Annotated in this window: 18 protein-coding genes; 8 read left to right on the top strand and 10 right to left on the bottom strand. The window is 41.6% G+C overall.

The window, feature by feature from the left end; translation table 11 throughout:
• Nucleotides 1-351: 351 nt before the first annotated feature.
• Both murQ and NCWK1_RS22420 read right to left on the bottom strand, forming a co-directional pair.
• Entirely contained in the window at nt 352-1,275 is a 924-nt protein-coding gene (gene murQ, locus NCWK1_RS22425; protein ID WP_103126285.1) for an N-acetylmuramic acid 6-phosphate etherase, read from the bottom strand.
• 166 nt (nt 1,276-1,441) lie between these two features.
• A complete protein-coding gene (locus tag NCWK1_RS22420; protein WP_096576573.1) occupies nt 1,442-1,861 on the bottom strand; it encodes a DUF3110 domain-containing protein in 420 nt (139 codons plus the stop codon).
• Nucleotides 1,862-2,032: 171 nt separating this feature from the next.
• Here NCWK1_RS22420 and NCWK1_RS22415 point away from each other — a divergent pair, with 171 nt between their 5' ends.
• Nucleotides 2,033-4,696, top strand: coding sequence for a CHAT domain-containing protein (locus tag NCWK1_RS22415; protein ID WP_103126235.1), 2,664 nt, complete (start codon nt 2,033-2,035; stop codon nt 4,694-4,696).
• 113 nt (nt 4,697-4,809) lie between these two features.
• Here NCWK1_RS22415 and NCWK1_RS22410 read toward each other — a convergent pair whose 3' ends face one another.
• The 4 genes from NCWK1_RS22410 to NCWK1_RS22395 all read right to left on the bottom strand — a co-directional run bounded on the left by NCWK1_RS22410 (nt 4,810) and on the right by NCWK1_RS22395 (nt 10,087).
• Entirely contained in the window at nt 4,810-5,016 is a 207-nt protein-coding gene (locus tag NCWK1_RS22410; protein WP_015114200.1) for a phycobilisome linker polypeptide, read from the bottom strand.
• Between the two features lie 240 nt (nt 5,017-5,256).
• The gene (gene apcB / locus NCWK1_RS22405) at nt 5,257-5,745 is read right to left on the bottom strand and encodes an allophycocyanin subunit beta (protein ID WP_096576575.1); all 489 of its coding nucleotides are present in this window, start codon (nt 5,743-5,745) and stop codon (nt 5,257-5,259) included.
• Nucleotides 5,746-5,809: 64 nt separating this feature from the next.
• Entirely contained in the window at nt 5,810-6,295 is a 486-nt protein-coding gene (gene apcA, locus NCWK1_RS22400) for an allophycocyanin subunit alpha (protein WP_103126234.1), read from the bottom strand.
• Nucleotides 6,296-6,679: 384 nt separating this feature from the next.
• Nucleotides 6,680-10,087 carry a phycobilisome rod-core linker polypeptide gene (locus tag NCWK1_RS22395; RefSeq protein WP_103126233.1) on the bottom strand — a complete coding sequence of 1,136 codons (3,408 nt, stop codon included), beginning with the start codon at nt 10,085-10,087 and terminating at the stop codon, nt 6,680-6,682.
• 541 nt (nt 10,088-10,628) lie between these two features.
• Here NCWK1_RS22395 and NCWK1_RS22390 point away from each other — a divergent pair.
• Nucleotides 10,629-11,159 carry a hypothetical protein gene (locus tag NCWK1_RS22390; RefSeq protein WP_103126232.1) on the top strand — a complete coding sequence of 177 codons (531 nt, stop codon included), beginning with the start codon at nt 10,629-10,631 and terminating at the stop codon, nt 11,157-11,159.
• Between the two features lie 602 nt (nt 11,160-11,761).
• On the opposite strand, the gene NCWK1_RS22385 is transcribed toward NCWK1_RS22390, so the two are convergent.
• Nucleotides 11,762-13,480, bottom strand: coding sequence for an ankyrin repeat domain-containing protein (locus tag NCWK1_RS22385; RefSeq protein WP_103126231.1), 1,719 nt, complete (start codon nt 13,478-13,480; stop codon nt 11,762-11,764).
• 173 nt (nt 13,481-13,653) lie between these two features.
• Between NCWK1_RS22385 and NCWK1_RS22380 the strand changes: the two genes are divergently transcribed.
• Complete coding sequence (locus tag NCWK1_RS22380) at nt 13,654-13,992, top strand: hypothetical protein (RefSeq protein ID WP_096576585.1); 339 nt, start codon at nt 13,654-13,656, stop codon at nt 13,990-13,992.
• A 253-nt stretch (nt 13,993-14,245) separates the two neighbouring features.
• Nucleotides 14,246-15,424: an AbrB family transcriptional regulator gene (locus NCWK1_RS22375; RefSeq protein WP_103126230.1), complete on the top strand. Its 1,179-nt coding sequence runs from the start codon at nt 14,246-14,248 to the stop codon at nt 15,422-15,424.
• 405 nt (nt 15,425-15,829) lie between these two features.
• On the opposite strand, the gene NCWK1_RS22370 is transcribed toward NCWK1_RS22375, so the two are convergent.
• On the bottom strand, nt 15,830-17,479 hold the full coding sequence (locus NCWK1_RS22370; protein ID WP_103126229.1) for an alpha/beta hydrolase: 1,650 nt from the start codon (nt 17,477-17,479) through the stop codon (nt 15,830-15,832).
• Between the two features lie 314 nt (nt 17,480-17,793).
• Here NCWK1_RS22370 and NCWK1_RS22365 point away from each other — a divergent pair, with 314 nt between their 5' ends.
• Nucleotides 17,794-18,276, top strand: a complete 483-nt coding sequence (locus NCWK1_RS22365) for a hypothetical protein (RefSeq protein WP_103126228.1) — start codon at nt 17,794-17,796, stop codon at nt 18,274-18,276.
• A gap of 73 nt (nt 18,277-18,349) precedes the next feature.
• Nucleotides 18,350-20,011: a sensor histidine kinase gene (locus tag NCWK1_RS22360; RefSeq protein ID WP_103126227.1), complete on the top strand. Its 1,662-nt coding sequence runs from the start codon at nt 18,350-18,352 to the stop codon at nt 20,009-20,011.
• 19 nt (nt 20,012-20,030) lie between these two features.
• Here the strand turns inward: NCWK1_RS22360 and NCWK1_RS22355 are convergent, their stop codons facing one another.
• Entirely contained in the window at nt 20,031-21,059 is a 1,029-nt protein-coding gene (locus NCWK1_RS22355) for a M20/M25/M40 family metallo-hydrolase (RefSeq protein ID WP_103126226.1), read from the bottom strand.
• A 196-nt stretch (nt 21,060-21,255) separates the two neighbouring features.
• Here NCWK1_RS22355 and NCWK1_RS22350 point away from each other — a divergent pair, with 196 nt between their 5' ends.
• Together NCWK1_RS22350 and NCWK1_RS22345 are read left to right on the top strand one after the other, a co-directional pair.
• On the top strand, nt 21,256-22,497 hold the full coding sequence (locus tag NCWK1_RS22350) for an urease accessory protein UreH domain-containing protein (protein ID WP_103126225.1): 1,242 nt from the start codon (nt 21,256-21,258) through the stop codon (nt 22,495-22,497).
• Nucleotides 22,494-23,093: a hypothetical protein gene (locus NCWK1_RS22345; RefSeq protein WP_187308216.1), complete on the top strand. Its 600-nt coding sequence runs from the start codon at nt 22,494-22,496 to the stop codon at nt 23,091-23,093. Before NCWK1_RS22350 ends, NCWK1_RS22345 begins: the two co-directional genes overlap by 4 nt.
• Before the next feature lie 85 nt (nt 23,094-23,178).
• Here the strand turns inward: NCWK1_RS22345 and galE are convergent, their stop codons facing one another.
• Complete coding sequence (gene galE, locus NCWK1_RS22340; protein WP_096576597.1) at nt 23,179-24,177, bottom strand: UDP-glucose 4-epimerase GalE; 999 nt, start codon at nt 24,175-24,177, stop codon at nt 23,179-23,181.
• Between the last annotated feature and the right edge of the window lie 194 nt (nt 24,178-24,371).

Below are 24,371 nucleotides of genomic sequence, written 5' to 3'. Positions count from 1 at the left end.
AATCAAATTTTTCGTGAATTGGTATTACTTGTTGCAGTAGGGATAGTAAACAGAAAAGAAAGATTTAGCAATGCTATGTATAGGAAGATAAATTTTTTTGTCTAGTAAAACAACATTGATAAATTTGTAATCTAATTTTTATTATTTACTAAAATTTGTAAGCGTAAGTTTGTTGATTTGTTACCTTTTAGTTTTGCTTTGTTGCTGTTAAGCGATCGCCTGACAATTGCTTCCAAGTCAAAAGATTGATCATAGTGTTTCAGCCGCAAAACGAAAAAAAGGCTTGCCACCAAAAATTAGTAGCAGCCAGATGTTTAGAATTGATGTCAGGATTTATCTATGCAATAATGCTCAGGCTTGTGTGTTCTTGTAGGTGGCTACAGCGGCTCTGAGATTACCTTGGTGTTCTGATAAAAGCCGATCGCCTGCTGCTTTTTCTAAACCAGTCCAGTGCATTAATAAAGCCAGCTTGACCCATTTACCGCTACGTTCTAGCAGTACATTCGCAGTTTCCCGACTTAAGCCAGTAAGGTCTTGCAGAATTCGCAAAGCGCGATCGCGGAGTTTTTGATTTGTGACTGCTACATCCACCATCCGATTGCCGTAAACTTTGCCCAGCTTCACCATCACGCCAGTGGACAAAATATTTAAAGTCAGCTTTGTGACAGTACCAGCTTTTAAGCGAGTTGAACCAGCTAATACCTCTGGCCCAGTTAACAGACGAATATCAATATCAACATCGATGCTAACTTGTGTTTTTGGCACACAGGCAATAAATATAGTTACGGCTCCCCGCTGACGGGCGGCGTTTAGCGCTCCATGCACAAAAGGAGTTGTCCCACCAGCCGTAATCCCAACCACTACGTCTAATTGGGTAATTTGCCTTTGGGCGATCGCCGCTTCTCCGTCTTGGGCGCGGTCTTCTAAATCCTCAGAACTACGTACCAGTGCGCCAGCACCACCAGCAATGATTCCCTGTACTAGTTCTGGAGGCGTACAAAAAGTAGGGGGGCATTCAGCCGCATCTAACACCCCTAACCTACCGCTTGTACCTGCACCTATATAAAATAAGCGTCCACCTTGGTGCAAACGCTCTGCTGTTCGTTCAATGGCTTGAGCTAACTCAACTTTTGCCGCGGCTACTGCTGCTACGGCTTTTTGGTCTTCGCTATTAAACAGTTCTACTAATTCTAAAGCACTAAGTTGATCTAAGTTGAGACTAAGAGGATTTACCTGCTCAGTTAGAAGATGCCCGCGTTCCTGCAAATCTGCCATTGTTTCTGTTTCCTGTGTCATTTGTTATTTGTCCTCTGTCATTAGTCATTTGTCAAAAAACAAAGGTGTAGGAGTGTAAATAAAACCTTCATCATCTATATCTTGATTTCACTTACACCCACCCTAAAGAATTACCAATGACTAATGACTAATGACCAATGACTCATTACAACAATCCTTCTAGTTTGCGGCGAATATTTTCGAGTTCAGAGTCAGAAAATTCTGTTTCTGCTGCTGGTGGGACTTCTTCAGTGTCGAAGGAAGTGTCATCGTTTTCGGCATCTATTTGCCAGTCAGTTTCTTCTACGTTCAGTTCTGGAGGAAGAACTAAATCACTATTTTCCGGCACAATTTCCCAATCGTAACCAGCACTGTCGCAAAATTCCTTAATTTCTTCCGCATCGATCGCTTCGACTGTAGGTGTAGGGAAATCCTGGGCTTCTAACAACAGGGCAAAGCGGAGAGCATCATCCTCTGACTCAAACATGAGAATTTTATTGCGATCGCCAACTCGAACTGTGTGAATGCCTTCGTTTTCTGTGTGAGCATTAAAAATTAAAACAAATATACGCATCGGTGTAATCATCTATCCTTTTACTTAAATTTCTTTTTCTAACTGCTTCTAGGGTCTAGTTTATGCAACAAACAATATAAAATTGTCGAAGCACAGGGCATGGATTGTCGATGCTCTTGGTGAAATTATCTAATTTTTTTACAGCCAATTATCTACTTTCTCTATTGTCATCTATCTATTGCCATGCCCATCAAAACCAAAACTAGGGATTTTTGGCCACATTCTCGCAAAATCAGCCGATTTTTAAGTTTATTGTTGTATTTTGTGGTCAGTCTGCTATGTGTGCTGGGTTTGCCTGTGTTGCCTGTTTTACCTCATAATCTCTCCTCTACATCTTTATTGACGAATGCAACCATTACTAATTCACCTTTAAAACAAGGCAAAATTCTCTATGATGCTGGGCGTTTTACTGAAGCAGTGCAAGTATTACAACAAGCAGCACAAGCATATAAACAGACAGGAGATAAAGTTAAACTAGCTATTACCCTCAGCAATTTATCTTTGGCTTACCAACAACTAAGTGAATTCACAGAGGCACAACAAGCAATTAGTGAAAGCTTGAAGTTGCTAGAAGGCCGCCAAAATTCGCAAATATTTGCCCAATCTCTAGAAATTCAAGGCCGTCTGCAACTTTTGATGGGAAAGCCAGAAGCAGCTTTAGTTAGTTGGCAGCAAACTGAGAAAATTTATCAGCAAACCCATAATGATAGTGGTTTGGTGCGATCGCAAATCAATCAAGCACAAGCTTGGCGGACTCAAGGCTTTTACCGCCGTGCCATCCAAATGCTAGAGGTAGTCAATCAACAATTGCAATCACAACCAGATTCTCTCGAAAAAGCTGTGGGGTTGCGATCGCTGGGGAATGCGTTGTTAATATCAGGAAGTTTACCAAAATCTCAAGAAGCTCTAAAACAAAGTTTAGCGATCGCCCAAAGTTTAGAATCGCATCATGATATGGCAGCTAGTTTGTTTAGTTTGGGCAATCATGCACGCAAACAACAGCAAACACCAGCAGCGCTCACATATTATCAACAAGCTATCAAACTATCTCCTTCACCTTTAACCAAAATCTCAGCACAACTTAATTACCTGAGTCTGTTAATTGAAAGTCAACAATTAACCGAGGCCGAGTCTCTATTACCGACTATTCAATCTCAACTTAACCAACTTTCCCCTAGTCGCACTGCTATTTACTCCCAGATTAATTACGCCCAAAGCTTGATCAAACTGGAAATGGCGAATCGACAAAAAAACTCTACTCCTGACTCGCAATTGCCCAATTTGCCAAAAATTGCCCAACTTTTGGCAAATACGGTGAAAGAAGCTCACAGTTTAGGCGATCGCCGTGCCGAAGCCAATGCACTTTTGAGTTTGGGCAATTTGTACGAACAAACTAAACAGTGGTCAGAGGCTACAAATCTGACGCAGCAGGGGTTAATCTTAGCACAGGCTACTATTACACCAGATATCGCCTATCGCTTGCAGTGGCAGTTAGGCAGATTACTTTGGCAACAAAAAGAGTTTCCCGGCGCGATCGCGGCTTATGATGCCGCAGTAGACACTATCAAATCTCTACGTAGTGATTTAGCAACAATTAATCAAGATATACAATTTAATTTTCGAGATAGCGTTGAACCACTGTATCGCCAATCAGTAGAGTTACTCTTGCAATCTCAAGCAGGGCAACCAAATGCGAAAATTTTAGACCAGGCACGTAAGCGAATCGAAGCTTTGCAATTGGCAGAAATAGATAACTTTTTCCAGGAAGCCTGTTTAGAAGGTAAAAATGTCATCCTGGATCAAGTTGCGGATCAGGAAAATCCCAAGACTGCTATTTTTTCTACTGCTGCTATTTTTTATCCGATCATTCTTCCTAAACAACTTCAGGTAATTGTCAAACTACCTAACCAACCTCTACAACTTTACAGCACAAATATTACCCAAGAAGAAGTAGAAAAAGCTGTTAGCAAACTCAGAAAAGTCTTGGTGAATCCGACTGCTACCAACGCCGTCAAAATGCAATCACAAACTGTTTACAACTGGCTGCTTAAACCCATTGAATCGAAGTTATCAGCCAAAAAAGTCGATACTCTTGTATTTGTACTAGATGGTGTATTGCGTAACATCCCAATGGCATCTCTCTACGATGGTCAAAAATTCTTAATTGAGAAATATGCGATCGCCTTGAGTGTTAGTTTACAACTGCAAAATCCTCATCCTTTAGTCAAACAGCCACTAAAAGCCTTGATTGCTGGGTTAAGTCAGCCTCCAGCAGACTTTCCTAACTTTGCACCATTACCTGCAATTAAGTCAGAAGTTAAGTCTATTTCCAACGCTGGAGTTGCGACAACCAATCTGTTAGATCAGCAATTCACCAGCAAAGCCCTAGAAAAAGAAGTTAATTCATTTCCTTTTAATGTGGTACATTTAGCCACTCACGGCCAGTTTAGTTCCCGTGCTGAGGAAACGTTTATTTTAGCAGCCGATGGGCCTATTAATGTCAAGCAATTTGACAGCTTACTCCGCAGTCGAGATGAAACTCAAGCACAAGCAGTAGAACTTTTAGTCTTGAGTGCTTGTCAAACGGCCGCCGGAGATAAACGAGCCGCTTTAGGACTTGCAGGGACAGCCATCAGAGCAGGTGCGCGTAGTACGTTGGCTTCTCTGTGGCAAATTGATGATGAATCTACAGCTTTATTTGTTGGTGACTTCTATCAACAACTGAAAAAAGGTAACATCAGCAAAGCTCAAGCCCTCCGTCATGCTCAACTAAAAATCTTGCAACACCCCAATTACAGAGCGCCTAGTTTTTGGTCTGCTTATGTATTAATTGGTAATTGGTTGTAGTCTAGGGGTCAGTTAATGACAAATAAATGATAACTATTGACCATTAACAAAAAAGAGGTCTCTTTTGACCTCTTGGGAACTCCCTACAATAAAGTTCTCTTTGTATAGATGAATTAGGACAGGCCAGCGTTGGTACCTTGCTTGCCAGTTGCCAGTTCCACTTTAACGATTTTGCCACCCATTTTTTGAATCCGTTGCTGTTCGCGGAACCAATTTTCGTAGGGAACCAATTTGGTGAAATAGGTATTTTGTAGTTCGCGTTGAGTACGAATACGGGTTTGGCTTGGAACGCAAGCAGTAATTTTAAACAACCGCGCCATGTGATGAATCTCCTGTGGTGAGTGTGAAAACTTTTTTTATCTCAAAATAAAGCGGGAGTATATTTTTTAGACAAATCTTTAATTAATCTCTCCAAGGCTGGAAATCAAACATCAATACTAGACCACTAACACTCACCATGATTGATGCAATTAAGATAAGCGACAAGACGCTCTAGCACTCACAGTTGATTTCCAGACCTTAATAAAGCTGCACCTAATTGCTTAGATGCCAACTAGCTCTTAGCTCAAGCCAGAGGAGATGTAGTCTAAGTAAACGCCCATTTCTTTACCAGCGTCGGGGCCGACTAAGCTGGCGGTTACTTCTTTGATTGCTTGGATAGCTTGTACGGTAGCGCCTACGGGTACACCCAAGGAGTTGTAGGTTTCTTTCAAGCCGTTCAATACACGCTCATCTAGGATGGAAGGATCGCCAGCCAGCATAGCGTAGGTAGCATAGCGGAGGTAGTAATCCAAGTCACGGATACAAGCAGCGTAACGACGGGTGGTGTACATGTTACCACCGGGACGGGTGATATCAGAGTACAACAAAGACTTAGCAACAGCTTCTTTAACGATCGCAGCTGCGTTAGCGCTGATAGTGGTAGCTGCACGAACGCGCAGTTCACCAGTTCCGAAGTAAGCTTTGAGTTTTTCTAAAGCAGCTGTGTCGAGGTATTTACCTTGAACGTCTGCGGAGTTAATGACAGCGGTAATTGCGTCTTGAGCCATTTTGTTAATTCCTTATTTTCAACCGTATTGCAACAGTTTGTGTCAGCAGGGAAAAAGCTTTACCCTACGCCAATGAACCTACTACGTAGTCAAAGTAAGCGCCAGCTTCAGCAGCATCTTCAGCGGACAAAAGGGTGGAAGCAGCATTTTTCAGTGCAGCAACGCCGGAGGAAACAGCATCAATAGGAGTGCCTAAAGATTTGTACATTTCACGCACACCGATGATACCGATTTCTTCGATGGGTGTAACGTCACCAGCAACGATTCCGTAGGTGATCAAACGGAGGTAGTAGTCTAGGTCACGCAAGCAGGTAGCTGTCAATTCTTGACCGTAAGCGTTGCCACCGGGGGATACAACGTCAGGGCGTTTTTGGAACAATTGGTCGCCAGCTTGCTTAACTAGACGCTCACGGTTGTCGGTTAAAACTTGAGCGATGCGGAGGCGTTGTGCGCCACCAGAAACAAAGCTCTTGATCCGATCTAGTTCGCCAGGGCTGAGGTAGCGAGCTTCTGCATCAGCATTCACGATGGACTTCGTGACGATACTCATTAATGGATTCCTCCAGTACTAATGAAACCAGGATATGAAACTGGTGCGGTTTTAATTTCGGTCGAATGTAGCTACGTTCTCTCGTTGTTTTTTAGATACAACAGTTGAGTAGCTGCTGTAGCTAATACTTTACGAGTTTGCTGGTGTCAATTTCAACTACACCAACGTAAAAACTCAGCTACCTTCCGCAAAATATTCTCCGGCATTCTGTTGAGCATTTATGACTGCTCTTAATACTTTGTAATATTCCTTTTCAGATTTACACGTAAATCAGCAATCTGAGAAGAATGTTACGAAAGGTAAAATGTCAAGAGTCAATAGTCATGAGTCAATGGTCAAGAAGTTAACACTCTTGACTATTGACCTGGGACTATTGACTAAGGATTAGCGATCGCTAGGACGACCGGTTAACACAGCAGGAGACAGACTTGACCAAGATTGTTTCACTAGGTCAGCAGCAGCCTGGACACTACCGAGGTAGTTACCTGCGGGTAGAGATGGGAAGCGTGGGTAAGGAACCACATCTTCACCAAAGTAGCGGGCGTATTCTGGGCTATCAACAATTGCCTCTACAGCGGCTCTGAGACCACTATCAGCCAGCAACTTGTTATACTGCCTAATTTCGCCTTGAGTAGCTGGTGCGCGACCCAACAGGTGACGGAATAGATACTCAATTACCTTGGTGTTGGGATAAGGCGTATAGAACCGTTTGCGATAGATTTCTGAGCTTGCTAGTTCGCGCACAAACTCGCGGACTGAGATTTCGCCATTCCGCAGTTTGCTGTCGAGTGCGCTACGACGGTAATACTCAGGAACCTGACCGCTAAATATATCCAATACCTGACAGTAAGCAGCATTAATTATCTGCTGTCTTTCTGCTTGGCTAGTACCATCTGTTAAGCGGTAAATCCGCGCCGGTTTACGACGGCTAGTACCAACACCAACTTCTACCGATTGGCCGCGACCATCGTTAAAGGAACGACCTAATTCGATAAATAGCGGCTGGCTCTTATCCATTTGCCGAGATTGGTAAGCCAAATCTGCGATCGCTTTTGCCAAAATTGGGGTATTGGCAGAATCCATCCGTGCTTTGACTGGCTTAAAGCTGGGTACAACTACATCATCATTTTGTTTGGTGAGTTGATTGTAAAGCTTCTCGGTATTGGGGAAGTTAGCCGCAGGTAAAGTTGGGAAGCGACGGTAAGGAACTGTATCTTCACCAAATACTTGGCGATACTCAGCACTGTTCAATAAAGCAGCAATAAACGCCTTCAGACCTTGGGTAGCCAAAATCTGGTTATACTTGCGGATTTCTGCTTGATCAACAGGTGCGCGTCCTAAGAAGTGCTTGGTTCCCAACTCAATTACTTTGGTATTGGGATAAGGTGTATAGAATTCCTTCAGGTACAGGTTTGAATAACCCAAACCTTCAATAAATTCTTTGACAGAAATTTCCCCGTTACCCAGCTTGCTTTCTAGGACTGTAAATTCATTTTTGGCGATGTATGGTGCAATATCGCGTTCAAAAATCTGGCGGTAAGCAGCACTAATCAAAGTTTGGACGGCAACTTTGTCAGCGGTATTAGCTACCAGTTTGAAGACTTTAGTTTGTTCGCGTTGCTTAGTTACACCTTGATTCACGCGGAACTGAATATCGGGTTCTGTGCGATTTTGGCTAACTGCACCCAGTTCCACAAAGCGTGGTGTTTCTTGCTTCTCAACTTTCGTTGCGACAACATCTTCGCGGATGCTACCTACACGTAGTTGTCGCTGCGCCACACCACCAGGAGTCAGATAGCGTTCGTAAGGAACTGTATCTTCACCAAATGCTTCGCTGTACTCTACGCTGTCTAGGATGGCATCAACTACCGCGTAAAAGCCTTTTTTCGAGGCAATATCGAAGTACTTGTTATTTTCTTGACGACCGTAAGTAGGACGACCTAACAAGCGACGGTGAATGTATTCAATCGCTTTACAAACATACAACGGTGTCCAGTACAAACTGCGGAATAAATCAGACTTAGCCAAAGCCCGCACAAATTCCCGTACAGAAATTTCGCCGTTTTCTAGCTTAATTTCTTGGACTTTTAAACGTTGACCTTCGTAAACATCACGACCAACAACTTGCAGGTAAATTGCTCTAATTACTGCCTGTGTGGAGCTTTCAGAGAACTTAACGCTTGCACCCTTGGCTGCTTTTTTGCCAATAGTGCCAGGTAGTTGATCTAGTTTGAATACTTTTGGACCCAGAGTACCAGGCGCTACGCCCCGTGCTTTAGGATTGCTCAGTTGGTTATTAATCCCAGGCCCTTGGTGAATCAAGATCCGTCTTGTATCCTTACCAAAAGGAGCCGGACGGCTGCTGGGGTTGCGAGTTTCTTTCGGGAAAATCGCCCCAAACTGAATTTCTAATGGGTCGTTACCAGAACCGTAAGGATGTTGATCTGGTAATGGCTGTTCGTAAGCCGCAAATGTAGTAATAAACTGAGGTACTTTGCGGAAAGGCGCACTGTAGTTAAACAGGTCTTGTTGCGGCCCCCAGTTACGACATTCTTGGGCTTCTTGACCTAGACCGCGAATGTAAGGTACTGTCTCTTCACCAAAGTAATCGGAGTATTCGTCCGAATCTACCAGAGCATCAACTAACTTAGGTAGACCGCCGTTGGAAATGATTGAGAAGTATTTTTGTACTTCTTCACGGCTACTTGGCCCCCGTCCTAAAATGTGACGGAAAGCTAGTTCAATGACGCGGCTGTTAATAAAAGGCTGATAAAACTGTTTTTGGTAAAGAGGAGATTTTGCCAAACGGCGGACAAACTCTTTCATGGAGATGTCGCCATTTTTCACCTTGGATTCCAAATCAGAAATCGACAAGCTGTAAGCACGGGTAATATCGCGCTCAAATATTTGCCGATATGCTGCTTTTACTACCTCATTTTTTTCGCCGGCTGACAACCCAGGCTTCATCACAAATTTGGGACGACGTTCTGCGGCATTAAAATAAATCTGCGGCAGTTGTAAACCTTGTTGGTCGCTAGAAGGACGTTGACGTAGTTTGGTCGAAGGTGTGGGTGCTTTGAATTCTGTCAGCAACACATCCATGTACTGCGCCACAATATTTGTCGCTTCAGCATCTTGGCGGAAGTAAGACAGAGATGCTGCCTTGATTTCCTGCAAAGCCACGATGGTTGCTTCACCAGAACACGCATTTTCAATAATTTCGCGCAGACCCCTTGTGTTCACAGCAATGATGTTGGGGTCGCCAGCTACGATCGCATAAGTAGCATAGCGCAAGAACCAGGACAAGTCCCGCAAGCTCTTGGCCATGTTGCTTGGGCCGTAACGAGAAACGTTAATTGGTCTGAAACCTGGAGGTGTTGGGCCACTAGGTGAGGTATTGAAGATAGAACGCAAGTTTTCTAAGAATCCACCCCGACTTTCAACGTAGGTGACAGTTCCTAGTCTCATGCTTTCTGTAACATCTCTACCAGTGCCTACAGCAGCAGCCAACGCCAATTCTTGTTCTTGTGGCTTTTCTAAAAAAGCCATTGGGGAACCACCAACAAAGATCCGGTTAGCAGCACGAGATACGATAATCTCGGAATTTTCGGTGAGAACCTGGGCAATTTCTAACCGTTTTGCACCAGATGCAAAATAGCTTGCCAGTTCATTTAATTCCCCACTTCCCAAAAAGCGGTCTTGCTGTTCCGCTTGGGAAATGGTTGCTACAGCTAGGGTTTGATATAGTTGCGGACGCGCAACTGAGCTTCCACCACTCGCCTTAACACTCATCGGATTTGTAAAACTCCCATCATAATCGTTTATGTGTTAAGTCTGGGTCGCTTTGAGGCTTGACACATTGATGTGTTTATGCCTTCAGAGTACCGCCTTCAAAACTGCCAGTAAAATTAACCCAGTCAGCTTTTAGATTAGAACGTTTTGCGTTTTTCCTGGTAATTTATTAAGAAGTGTGTAGATTCTGTAGCCTTGTTGTCGCAAGTCTAGGAATAAATACTTCTATGGACATTAGACAAAATCTAAGTTTTGTATCTGAAAGTTAAAAACTTTACAAAAATATTTTACTGGAGTCGTAACTAGGATTTTCTTTAGTTACGACAAAAATATACAAATATTTGCTTTTCGGATATCAGGACAGACTCTGAGTAATAACGGATGTGTCTTGTGAGGGGAGCGATCGCTTTTTTTCATTTGTGTAAAGAAAAATTAATCATTTCTCAGTTTTTCTAGCCTAAACCAAACAATTGCCGTAACGCGACTCTGGAATAATCATGGGCTATGCTGTAGTGACCAGCATTATTACACAGGAAATACTATGAAAAATAGTAATAAATTTAACTTAATTGCTTTGGCTGCTTTGTCCTCATTAGCGGTTACTTTCGTTGTTACACCTGCTAATGCACTGCCTGGACAAAATATTAATACGGTGATTAAGTGGGCAAAAACTAAAACCAAGCTTCCCAGGCTGACATATAGTAGCGAAGCACATGGTTATTCTGGTAATAAAGGTAATTTATATTTCTATGTTGATGTTCCTTCAGAGAATGGCATAGTCACCAAAGAAGGAATCACAATCAGCGGAGACTCCAGTATTAAATTCACCAGCAAAAACGCCAAGGCTGTGAAATTAATTCAAAGTATTTATAACGCTAATATTGCTAATGACTTTAGCCAGTCTCGCCGTGTTACTAAAGTTGGTCGAGACCATTATTATAGAGGTCAAAAATATGCTTATATTTTAGCTGAAGTGCAAGGTGGTTCAGCTTTTCAAATCGTTAAATTACATGAATTACAAGGAGAAATTGATGGTGCAAAATATTGCCAAACTCATCAATGTGACTTGTAGTTAATTGTTTTATCAAATTATTCAGCATTTCAGATAACCGACTTCTCAAAGAAGTCGGTTATCTTGTTCTTAAGAATTTATTAAACAACTATAACTCCTGCTCTTCTTCATAAAACCAAATTTCGGCTAACAAAGAAAAGCCCATCAGCCAAATGAAGCAGACAACGAAGAACCACATAGCTCCCATCATAGTGACTACCTCCACAAAGCTTGTTGATTTAAGACTGTGTTTTTAGGTAAGTATTTTGCTCTTGTCAAACCTGAGTAAATTATTACTGGAAATTTATATCTTGAGTTGGGTTATTTATAAAACTAAATTTTATTAACTAAATTATTACAACAGCAAACTCTAAGTAGGGTGGGTGATGGCTTCAGCCTAACGCACCATCATTTGGCTGTGCGTTAGGCGCTCGTATATAGTTTTTGTGATTAGTTAGCTTGCAATATATATCTACCTAACACACCCTACGAGAATTTTTATTTTTACTTTAGAAATAACTTCGTACTGTCTGACTGAATCTTTAGAACTAACCTAAAGTTATTTCGTTAACTCTTCACTTCAGCACATTAAACCTATAGTGGATACTATTATAAATTTATACTTAAACAGTTGCGCGGCTCCAAGTTAAGTCAATTAAATCTAATACGTAATCAACTGAGTTATCTATATAATCTTCTATTTTTTCATTATTAATCACACATAATTTACCGCCAGTAATATGTATTTTATCTGGTTCTTGGTAGTAAGCTTTGTGTTTACTGATCCATCCTGGTTTATCCCCAGTTGTTTCTACTTTTTCTATAACAAATGTGTGGATATGTAATCTATAAACTGGAGTTTCATGATAAATTCTTGTACCGAAATATCCTAAATTGCCAATGATATATATGTATTCTCCAACTAATGTGGCAGAATGAAAATCAGTTGGTGGAAATACATCTTGAGGATAACCAAAAATCTGAAAATTACCATCACCTTGATAAACTACAACATCGTTATATATACAAAAATCAGGGTCATAGTAGTCTTCATGTTCACCAGCAATTTCGACAATTCTGCCATCTGGTAATTGCGTAATGGTTCTGCCAAATCGGTCATAGCACCATGCTTTATCTTGCCAATTTTCTGTATCATCAAAAAAATTTTTAGCTGCATAAGCAGAACAACCATGACAAATCATGGCCTGCCAAAAAGGTATTTCCATCAATTCTGGATTAGTTTTGCCAAAGCGCGGATGTTTGCCAGCAAAATATTGCTCTGGAGTTACTTGTGATAATGAAAATTTGTTGTTGTCAATTCCGGTGAGCGATCGCCGCATATCATTGTTAATATCGCTCACATCTTCACCAGCTGCAATTAACATTCTGACAATTTCCGTCTTTGTCGCTATCTTAATAGCTTTGTCATGGCAATGATTTATTCTGCTGGGGTTTGCACCAGCTTCTAGTAAAATTCTGACGCAATCAGTAGCACCATGCTCTGCTGCCATAATTAATGCAGTGTTACTAAAGTCATCGGTGGCTTCAATATCAAATCCCTCGGCAATTAGCCACTCTAAGACTTCTAGCCTATTGTTTTCTATTGCATACATTAACGGCGTTTTTCCGCAGTTTCCTACATCGTTGTGATTTGCTCCCGCAGATAGGAGTAACTTGGCTTTAGGTACTTCACCCACTTGAATACTCAATAACCAAGGGGTTCTATGCCAACAATCACGTACATTTTGATCTGCTTTTTGCTCTAGCAAGAACTTTACTTGCTCTAGGCTGCCAAAAACTATAGCGTGCATTAATTCTGTCCATCCCAGTTGCTCTGGGTTAGCACCTGCGTTCAATAATAATTTGACAGCATCAAATCTCCCAATATGAGCCGCTACTTTAATTGCAGATTCACCGTAGCTACTCATACCATTAACAGCAGCGCCTCTAGAGATGAGTAAATTCAAAGTTGATATTAAGTTTTCATCTCGCAAAATATCTCGACCATACATAGCATGAATTAAGACATCATATCCATCGGGACTTTGATAGTTAATATCGGCTCCAGCATCGAGAATCAATTGGATTTTATCGAGATTTCCTGACTGCACAGCCAACCCAAGTACGGTATTTTGAGATTCTGGTTTAACAGCATTGACATTCGCGCCATGTTCTAAGAGGAAGCGAATCATATCAACGCCTGCATTGGGACTACTAACTGCACACATTAATGGTGTTTGTTGGGAATACTCGTCTAGACATTCAATATCAACACCATTGGCTATTTTATCTGCGACTCCTGCAATATTGCCCTGCTGTACATCAATATGAATTTTTTCCATACATTTTTTGAGTTAACTTCTGATATAAATTACTACAAGCAGAAGCGATCGCATTTCCCATCTTATCCTCATAGATATCGTAAATTTGCTGTAAGCGTTAAACTAGAACTATGGGAATAAAAATCTCTGGCAGTAAGTTCTATCTATAGTCAATTTTGATCACTCCAGAGAAAATGTCTCAAGAGCATGACGAGTTATTGCAAATTCAGCAGATATCTAACCTTAAACCACGACATTTTGCTGATTTAATTAGGGCTGCACAGTTAATTTTTGATCCGACTGCGGGAATTCCCGGAAGTTATGTAGTAGTTGACTGGCAAGAATTTGGTATTCCTGATGAAGTTGAGTTAAATCTCAAACTCCTTGGTCAGAAATATCAATATGCGTGTCCGAATATTCCAGATGCTATTATTTGGAGCCAATTAACTCCAGCTACACGTAATTGGTTTCTCGAAAATAAAGATGAACTGTGGAAATTTGAGGAAGCTTTTCCACCGTTGGATGAAGACTAATGCTGATCTGCTGTCACTAAAATCCAAAATTACTCAAAAAGACAGTAAGTGTTAGAAAACATTTGTTTTCTAACACTTACTGTCCTAAATACCAAATATTCATCTGGTAATTAGGATGAAAGCTATGTTTAAATTTTATTAAGATTGTTGTTATATCGTTGCCATTGTACATAGAACTTAAAAGCTGTCATTCATTGGCGATCGCATTAATTTCAAAACTTAGTCAAATTTAATTTTAAGAAACCCCATATCAATGAATCAAAGCCTTAGTGTCGCTCCCACTCAGGAGGAACTTTTTCATCAAAATATTTCTGATGCTAAACCACAGCTAATTGTGCGTCAATTAATGGTTCTGTCTTTAGAAATGCTACTAGCGTTACCACTGGGTTTAGGCTTAGTAAAATTTCATATTGGCGGTATTGCTTGGATATTTGGTGGTATCGCCGCAGGTACAATCATCCTTCAAGGATGCCGAATTTTTTATCAATACATTCCCCAACCTAACCGAACTGTAAGAAAAGTCGGGATGGGACTTGTAGGATTGACTGTTGGTTTATCTAATAGCAATAGTAACTTGATAAATTTAGCTTCGGGGATTCCTATATTTATTGTTCTCACATTTTTTCTATTATTATGTGGTAGCTGTATTGGCTATATTTATTCCCGATTAAGTAAAACCAACTTATTAACAGCAATGCTGGCGACAGTTCCTGGTGGCGTGGGCGTAATGTCATCAATTGCTGCTGATTATAATAAAAATGTTACCTTGGTGGCTCTAGTTCAGGCGATTCGCGTCACTTGTGTAGTATTGGTAATTCCTTTTATTGCGAGAACAACTGTTGGTAATTATTGGAATTCATCAACACTTCCCGTTAAACATACTTTACTTAATCTGGAACCATCACAACTCGGACTATTATTTGTAGCATTGCTGATTACTGCATTGATAGTCTACCTAGCTATTACCTTCAAAATTCCCGCTGGTGATTTTTTTGGAGCGTTATTACTGGGAATATTTTTTAATTCTTGCCTAAATTTGCTCCCTTTTGTCAGTGAGGCTGATTTGAGTCCACAACCATTGATTAATATAGTCGGTCAAATGCTGTTGGGAATTACCATCGGTGAGTATTGGGGAGAAAAACCCGCCTTTGGGAAACGAACTGTCGGTTGCGCTTTGATTTCTGTCGCCTTGACTCTTGTTGCAGGTGCGATCGCTGCTATGCTGGCAATGCAATTAACTTCTTGGGATTGGTTGACTTGTCTATTAGTCACAGCACCAGGTGGTTCCGCAGAAATGATTTTGGTTTCTTTAGCATTAGATCATAATGTGGAAATTGTCACCACAGGACATTTAGTCCGACTCATCGCTATTAACAGTTCCTTACCACTGTGGTTATTTTTATTTCGCCGTCTAGATAAGTGTGAAGTTTGAAAGTTAATGAATATTGGCCTCTGAAAAGAAAAAACCTCGGCGTTGTTTAAACCGAGGTGATTAGGAGAAGTCCAAATGTCGATGGGAGATACCGATACTGAAGTCCGTTGCATCGCTAAGGGCAAAAGATATCAAATTCTCACAATATCTTTATTTGTTAGCGGGTTTGGTTGTAGTTTATTTCTCATTTATAAACTTATGTTAACAAGTGTAACTAAGTTGTTACGACAAGTCAACAGAAATTGACACAAAAAGCCAAATATCAGTAATAAGAAAAATTTATATAGTCAATAAAAAGGTAGCGATCGCTAATTTTCTGGATAAATCAAGCCAGAGGATGATCTCTGGCTCGGAGATAAAATAACTATTCTTTGCTTTTACCTTTTACCTTTTACCTTTTCACTTTTACCTTTCTACAAATTCCTCCACCACTTTGAGCGCATCAGGAGGAATTTCTGTCACAATGCGGAAGGGAAATGCTGGTGTAGAAGCAGAAAAAGCATAATCAGGTGTTAAAAACACACTATATTGTTTAGCTTCTGGGGTGAGTTGTGCAGCCATAGCCAAAACTATCACCTTGACAAATTTGCGAACATCTGATGCTTGTTCCCCCACAACTTCGCCACCACTAAAAGGTGTATTGGCTTGTCCTGCTTGATCTAAAGTAGTGCTGGGGTCTTTGACGCTGAGATGAGTACCCCCAAGGATACCAACCAGCCATTTAGGCGCAGGAATTTTGTGAAATCCGACAACTTGTTCAGTTAAAGCCGGAGTTGTTTTATCGGCGGAACTGGCTAATATCAGCGTTGGGACTTGCACCTTAGTTAAACCAGAGTCGCCAAACATCAAAGAACTGGTAGGATTAAGAGCGATCGCTTGCTTAATGCGATTATCCCGCATTTGATAAGTGTTGTTTGGTAGTTCTTGAGCAACACACTGTGCAGTTTCGCCTAAACTTAACACCGCCAAATTTTGTTTACAGCGTTGTTTGAGCTTATCAAGTTGTAGTTCACCACCAGCCAACGCCAAAGCTGTACCGCCACCAAAAGAATAACCAATCACCATCACATTATCAGTTGCCAGTTTTCCCGCTAAAGGGTCGTTAGTATTTTGGTTAATTTTGGCGAGTTCATCTAAGACAAAACTAATATCTTTAGGGCGGTCTAAAAATTCTTGTGGTTTGAGAAGTTTACCTTTACCTTGTAAACCAGCATCAACATTTGTCTGGTTACTACCAGGATGTTCCACAGCAACAAATATATAACCGTGAGATGCTAAATGTTCCGCGAGATAGCGTAAATCAGTCCGCACAGAACCTAAACCGTGAGAATAGATAATTAGTGGTTTATTTGCAGTTGCAGCATTTGACCAATATATATCAACCGGAATATTGCGGTTACGCTGGGGGTCATTCCAATTTAATTTCAGCACTTGGACTTGCGCCGTACCGGGTTGACTGGGGTCAAAAGGTAAAGAAACTTGTAGCGATTGGTGGTTAAGTTGGGGTGCGATCGCTAACATAAATTGTTGAGTCCGCCAAAATGCCGTATTAAAATTCCCTGCAATTTTGAAAATTTGTGGTAAATTAATTTCCAGATTTTGACTAGGATAAGCTGCAATAAAGCTTAGTAGCGAAAGACCTTGAGGTGCAGTCGAACCAATAACTAATCCGGCTCTGAGGGCTTGTACACCAGCTTTATCCTTACGCACAACAGCTGTGGAAAAATCATCGAGAATCGTTGTCCCAATCTGAGTATTGAGTAACCTATTAACAGTCACAACATTTAACTGTAGTGGCATTTTTAGAGTTTCTAACAGAAAGCGCCGCTGTTGTGAGGATAATTTGCGGCCATAAAGCTCAAAACCATTAGGAAAATCCCCAACCTCTGCTGCTTTTTGTAACTCCGCCAAAGAAACCGACTCCGCCAACAAACCATAACGTAACACAACTGTATCAGCAGCTTTTGCCGCAGTATTTATACTTAAAAAATTTGTGACTGTGACAGCACAAAAGCAACCTAGCAATAAATTTAGAGCTTTTCTACTTATTCTCATAAAAATTTTTGTCAATGAATTCTGACGGGAATATAACTAATATTTTGCTGTTTGACGAATTTAGGACTTAGATAGGTGTCAATGGTCAATTGTCAAAGCTGCAAAACTTGCTGTGGTCACGACAAGGTTTGCTGTGGTCACGACAAGGTTGCTGTGATCACGACAAGGTTTGCTGTGGTCACGACAAGGTTTGCTGTGGTCACGACAAGGTTTGCTGTGGTCACGACAAGGTTTGCTGTGGTCACGACAAGGTTGCTGTGGTCACGACAAGGTTTTGCTTAACATACAGACTACAAACTTCATCTTGGTTAAGTATGCGTCGCAAAGTTATCTATGTTTTTATTCTGCTGTTTTCAATATTGATTGTGATACTGTGGTGGCCTGTACATGACACTCAATGCAACTCAGAAGCTTTTTTGAAATCAAACAGACAAAAACTGCAAATACCCGCCTCTCAAGTTGTCGTGGAACCGTGGCTAGGCGAACATCATGTATACGGCATTTTTATGGTTCCCGATGAATATAAGGAAGCGCCATTTTTTGTGTTAACAGTTATGGGTGGTAGTAGTTACTGTTCTAAACCCTTTGGTTACAGCCAAAACTATGATGATGTCTTTGCCGAGCCAGAAACTCATTTAATTAGGTATTATCTGAGAACTCGCCTCGCTTTGCGGCTAATTTTCCAAGGTTCTTATTTCCAACTCAATAACAAACAGAACTGGACACTCACTTATAAACAATTAACACCTAATGAAGATACAAAGTTGGGCAAAAACCACCCTGACGGGAAAATATGATGATATTTGGATTTTTTGCAAGGAGATGGGAAAAATAATTTTATGTTGATGTGGTTATGACTGACTTATCGCCATGAAAATTTCTCATAAGCTTGTTGGAAGTTTCATTGGTTTTTCCTTATTAACAAGTGTTGTTGGTGCAGTTGCGATCGCCCAAAACCAAAAAATTGCTGAAAATTTGGCGATCGCCGAAGCTGAACATACTGCAAACTTGATTGCTATCTTGATTGCTCAAGATATTAATGATGACGGAGGATCTATTTCTCTGGAAAATTCAGACAGAATTCAAGCACACGTTATATTGCTGCATAACCAGAAAAAGCGAGATATTGAGATCATCAATCGGCAAAAAGTGATCGTAGCGGACGTTGTTGCTGAAGATATTGGCAGCATTCTTGATCATGACCCGAATAACGAAACTCAGCAGACAATGCAAGATGGTAAAAACAGAACCTATCTCGAAAAGAGTGAGGACTATCCGCAGGGAGTCAAACTAATTGTTGCGCCGTTAGTGCTGAAAGGGCAGATAGAAGGTGCAGTCATTTTAGAGTGGTCATCGTTATATGACGAAGCGATCGCCCAAGCTAAACCCACGATAATTGTGATTGGGATCACAAGTTTAGGTTGTGTGATTTTGGCATTGCTTCTGGGGTGGCAAATTTCCAGCAGCATTGCTAAACCACTGCAATTAGTCACAGAAGTGGCGCAGCAAGTTACTCAAGGGTCTAACTTTGACTTGCAAGCCCCTGTGATCACCAAGGATGAAACAGGTGTCCTCGCGATTGCATTTAATAATCTGATTGAACGTGTGAAAACACTGCTGACTGAAAAAGAACAGCATTCCACAGAACTTCAGCAAGCTTTAACTCAGCTGCACAATACTCAACTACAACTGGTGCAAACCGAAAAGATGTCGAGTCTGGGGCAATTAGTCGCTGGAGTAGCCCACGAAATTAACAATCCCGTAAATTTTATTTATGGCAACATTGCCCATATTGATAGTTACACTCAAGACCTACTAAAATTGGTTTACGCCTACCAAGACCACTACCCTAACCCGCCTCAAACACTCCAAGCAACTTTGGATGATGTAGACTTTGACTTTGTTGATGAAGACCTCACCAAGGTACTGCAATCCATAAAAATTGGTACAGAAAGGATTCGGGAAATTGTTTTATCTCTTCGTAACTTTTCCCGTTTGGATGAATCTGAATTCAAAGCTGTTGACATTCACGAAGGCATTGATAACACACTGCTAATTTTGCAACATCGCCTCAAAGCAAAACCAGAATTTCCAGCGATTGAAGTGATCAAAAACTATAGTCAATTGCCGTTGGTTGAATGCTATCCTGGACAACTCAATCAGGTATTTATGAACTTACTAACGAACGCGATTGATGTGCTGGAGGAATCTGCTCGACAACAGATAAAAGTTAATCAACAAACACAGCCTGGGAAAATTTGGATTTCAACTCAAGTGAAGGCTGGTAATTGGGTGCAGATTGCGATCGCTGATAATGGTTTGGGTATGCCTGAAAAAGTGCGATCGCGCATTTTTGATCACTTCTTTACCACCAAACCAATTGGTAAAGGTACGGGCTTAGGTCTATCCATTAGCTACCAAATTATCACAGAAAAACATCATGGCAAAATATGGTGTGATTCCATGCTAGGAGAAGGTACTAAATTTTTGATTGAAATCCCAGTTCATCAACCTAAAGCAGTACTAATTTAAGTAAGAATTGGTATTAGTATCAAACAGATGGTTGAGTTGCCAAGCTATCACTTTTTTGTAATAAAGCAGTGGTAGTATTAACCACAATCTGCGCTGCACCTGCAAAAAACGATCGCTCAATTGTACTCGGCTGATCACTAGATTGATGATAATGGGGAGTCCGGAGATTAGCTGTATCCGTCACTAAAACAGCACCGACTCCTTGATACCAAAACGGTGCATGATCACTACGCAGGGTATCAGGTGTGAGTAAGCCTTTTAAGGGAATAGGAACTGTGAGAACTGCTGGTAAATTATCTGGCTGTGATTTCTGAAAAGCACTCAGCAATGGTAAATGTTCTATATCACCCACCACTGCTAAAAAGTCACCTTTATCGCTGGGTGGTGACACAGGTAAACCCGGTGGATATTGTTGACAGCCAGGAGTGTAACAAGCATAACCAACCATATCCATCACAATTACACCGCTTAAATTCTCCAAGCGTTGAGCTTTAGCGGCGAAAGCCTTACTACCTAAAAGTCCTGCTTCTTCTTTGTCAAAAAAAGCTAACTGCAAAGTCCGTGGTGTGGATTGTGAACCAAGTAATCTAGCAACTTCTAGCACCACCGCCACCCCAGTACCGTTATCATCAGCCCCAGGAGAGGAAGCGACAGTATCGTAATGTGCGCCGACAAGAATTGTACCTGCTGTTTTGTCAGTCCCTAAACGTTCAGCAAAGATATTCACACCCTCAGCAAATTTTTCTAGCTGTGGTTTCCAGCCAAATTTTTTTAATTGGGTTGTGATATATGTACGAGTACGCGATCGCTCTGCTGTTGTGTAACGTTGAAAATTTAACTGCTGAATGTGGTTAAGCAAATTCTCAGCAGAAACCTGCGGCGTAATTTCCAGTGCTGGGGGCTGTGGTTGAGCTTGTTTTGCTGGTATTTTCTCAACAATCTCTGATGCAGGACGTGGTAGAAAAAAACTATTAAACGCAATACTTCTACTTCCAACTATGACCACTACCACCAGCGCCAACAGCATCAGCCAAATCCGTTTTTGCATACACTGAACCTTGCCTTCCAGACCTAGAGTAGCGCAAACCCAAAGTTTGACGAGTTGTCTTTTGACAGAGGCACAAATTTAACTTATTGTTCCATACAGGGAAAGTTCTGTGTCATTCATTATATTTGTGACTATCGTTGACTTTCTTGTTTTCCCTGCTGTTTATGCGTAATCCTGCCTTGTGCTTCCTAGGAATATGGTAGATTTGTTGCTGATAGCAATCCTAGGGTTTCTAGGCAGTTTTGGGCATTGCTTTGGGATGTGTGGCCCTTTGACAGTAGCGTTTTCGTTGTCTCATAAGCAAAATGGACAAAAATCTGTCTCAGAAAATTCATCTACTTGGCAACAGCAATTAAAATTTCACTTTTTGCTGAATCTCGGCAGAATGTTAAGCTATGCTCTGGTTGGCGCTGGCATTGGGGCTTTAGGTTCAGTATTGTTTGAAGGTGGGCAACTAGCAGGTATTGGCAGCGAATTTCGTCGCTTGATGGCGATGATTACCGGGATAATGCTGATTTGGTTTGGCTTAGGACAAATTAAACCAAATTGGTTGCCCCATATTCCTGTATTACACCCTTTATTAAAAAGTAATTTACACGATCGCCTGAGTACAGGCATGATTAAACTTTCCTACCAAACCAAATGGTGGACACCGATATTTTTAGGGATGACTTGGGGTTTAATGCCTTGTGGTTTCTTGTATGCTGCTCAAATTAAAGCCGCAGAAACTAGTAACCTCTGGATGGGTGCAGCCACCATGTTAGCTTTTGGTTCAGGAACTTTACCCACCATGCTGGGGGTTGGTGTTTCGACTTCGTTAATTAGTAAAGATAGACGCAGTCAATTATTTCGTTTAGGCGGTTGGGTGACACTAGTCATTGGCGCAATTACTTTATTGCGGACTGGTGACACAACGGTAGATTACACCGGACACGCTGCCCTATTTTGTCTCATGTTAGCGCTGATTGCTCGCCCAATTAGTAACCTGTGGGCTGCACCGATGCGTTACCGTCGGGCTTTAGGCGTGGGTGCTTTTGTGTTATCTGTCGTTCACACCACCCACATGATTGAACATTCTCTGCAATGGAATTTTGCCGCTTTTTGGTTTTTTCCCGCAGAATTTCGCTGGGGGATGGCTGCGGGTGCTATAGCATTGATATTAATGACCCCTGCTGCTTTAACTAGTTGGGAATCATTGCAAAAATCTTGGGGTAAGCGGTGGCGACAGATTCATCTTTTAAGTGTGCCGGCTTTACTCTTAAGTACCTTTCATGCAGTGTTGATTGGTTCCCATTACCTGGGTTCCCTAGAATCAACTTGGGCGAATAAATTAGCAACATTGCTGTTAGGAATTGCCACTCTTGGTGTGTTGCTGTTGCGTTGGCTCAAAGCAGGTGGGCAAAGGGAGCAGGAGAGCAGAGGAACAGGGGGAGAATGAATTATTATCCAATCAAGAAAAAGTTAAATGTATTATTGCTGTTTTGTTTAGCGATCGCAATTACTACTATTTATCCTGTCTTAGCCCATAAAGTGCAAGTAGCCGCAGATGTCGGCGCAACTCTCCATCTCGAACCTAATGATAATCCTCGTGCTGGTGAACCGACACAAGCTTGGTTTGCTCTTACCCGTAAAGGTGGACAAACTATTCCTCTCGCCCAATGTAATTGCCGATTAGCAGTTTACGCCGAACCCCACACCCCCAGTGAGCCAGCCCTACTCGAACCATCCTTACAACCCGTAGCCGCTGAACGCTTTCAAGGTATTCCCGGAGCCGCAATTACTTTCCCAAAACCCGGCATTTATCAATTACAGCTAAATGGTAAACCCGCAAAAGGCACAAGTTTCAAGCCTTTTAATCTCAAGTTTGAAGTCACCGTCGCGGCTGGTACTGCTAATACCCAATCAGTACAGAATGTCAACAGTAATGTAGCTCAAGAAACCACTAGCACTTTACCAGTTTGGGCGATCGCAATTCCCGGTTTGGCACTTATTGGTATTTTCTTTGTTGTCCTACAAAAGATAAGAAGAAGTTAGTTATTGAGGAAAGCAGGGGGTAGAAGGAAAAATTAAGAGAGGATTAAAACTCTTCCTGCCTCCTGCCCTCTGCCTCCTGCCTTCTTCAACTGTGTCGCTTTTGATGCCACTGCCAGGCATGAGTCACAATATCTTGGATAGAGGGATATTGCGATCGCCAGCCGAGGATATTTCTCGCTTTTTCACTACTACCAATTAAAACAGGTGGATCACCAGGACGGCGATCGCATTCTTGAATGGGAATAGCTAACCCCGTCACCGACTCAGCCGCCGCAATCACTTCTCGCACAGAGAAGCCACTCCCATTACCTAAATTGAATACTTCGCTATCGCCACCCTTTAATAAATATTCCAGTCCCAAAACATGGGCATCGGCTAAATCATTAACATGAATATAATCACGAATACAAGTACCATCAGGTGTGGGGTAATCTGTCCCAAAAATCGAGATAGACTCACGCTTACCTAAAGCTGTCAGCAATATCAAAGGAATTAAATGAGTTTCTGGGTTGTGGTCTTCGCCTAGCAAACCATCAGGATTCGCACCAGCCGCATTAAAGTAGCGGAACCGCACTGACTTTAATTTATAAGCGACATCAAAATCAGAGAGAATTTGCTCCACCATCAGCTTAGTAGCCCCATAGGGGTTAATTGGGTGTTGGGGATGGTTTTCGGGAATTGGGACGACTTCTGGGACTCCGTAGGTGGCACAGGTTGAAGAAAAGACGAATTTATTAATTGACGCAGCCAGCATTGCTTCTAATAAAGTCAAAGTGCCGACCACATTGTTGCGGTAATATTTTGCTGGGTCAGTCACCGACTCGCCTACGTAAGCATAAGCAGAAAAGTGCATCACAGCCGCAAACTTACGGGTGTTAAATAATTCATCCAATAAAGGGCGATCGCCTGTATCACCCACTACCAGTTCTACTTTTAAAATCTTTTCTACCAACTCTCGATGTCCGTAAACCAGGTTATCAAGTATTACCACGTCATAACCAGCTTGCTTAAGAGCAAGCACCGTATGGGAGCCGATATATCCTGCTCCCCCCGTGACTAAAATGCTGGGCTTTTCCGGCGACATAGTTTTTCCCCTCTGAGTTGACAATTGCTCAATTAATTATGGGTGTAGGGATGTAGGGATGTATGGGTATTGGGGAAAAAAATTTGCCGGAAACTGAGACAAAAGTAAGTCAACACAGGTTATATTTCCCCTAAAGCCCAAACCTTACACCCCCATACCCTTACACCCCTAATTTATTGACTCACCTGGAAAAT

This window comes from Nostoc cycadae WK-1 (genome assembly GCF_002897135.1).
In the GTDB taxonomy this organism is placed as follows: Bacteria; Cyanobacteriota; Cyanobacteriia; order Cyanobacteriales; family Nostocaceae; genus Nostoc_B.
The sequence above is the reverse complement of the archived record's forward strand: the minus strand, read 5'-3'. Positions and strand labels throughout refer to the sequence as shown.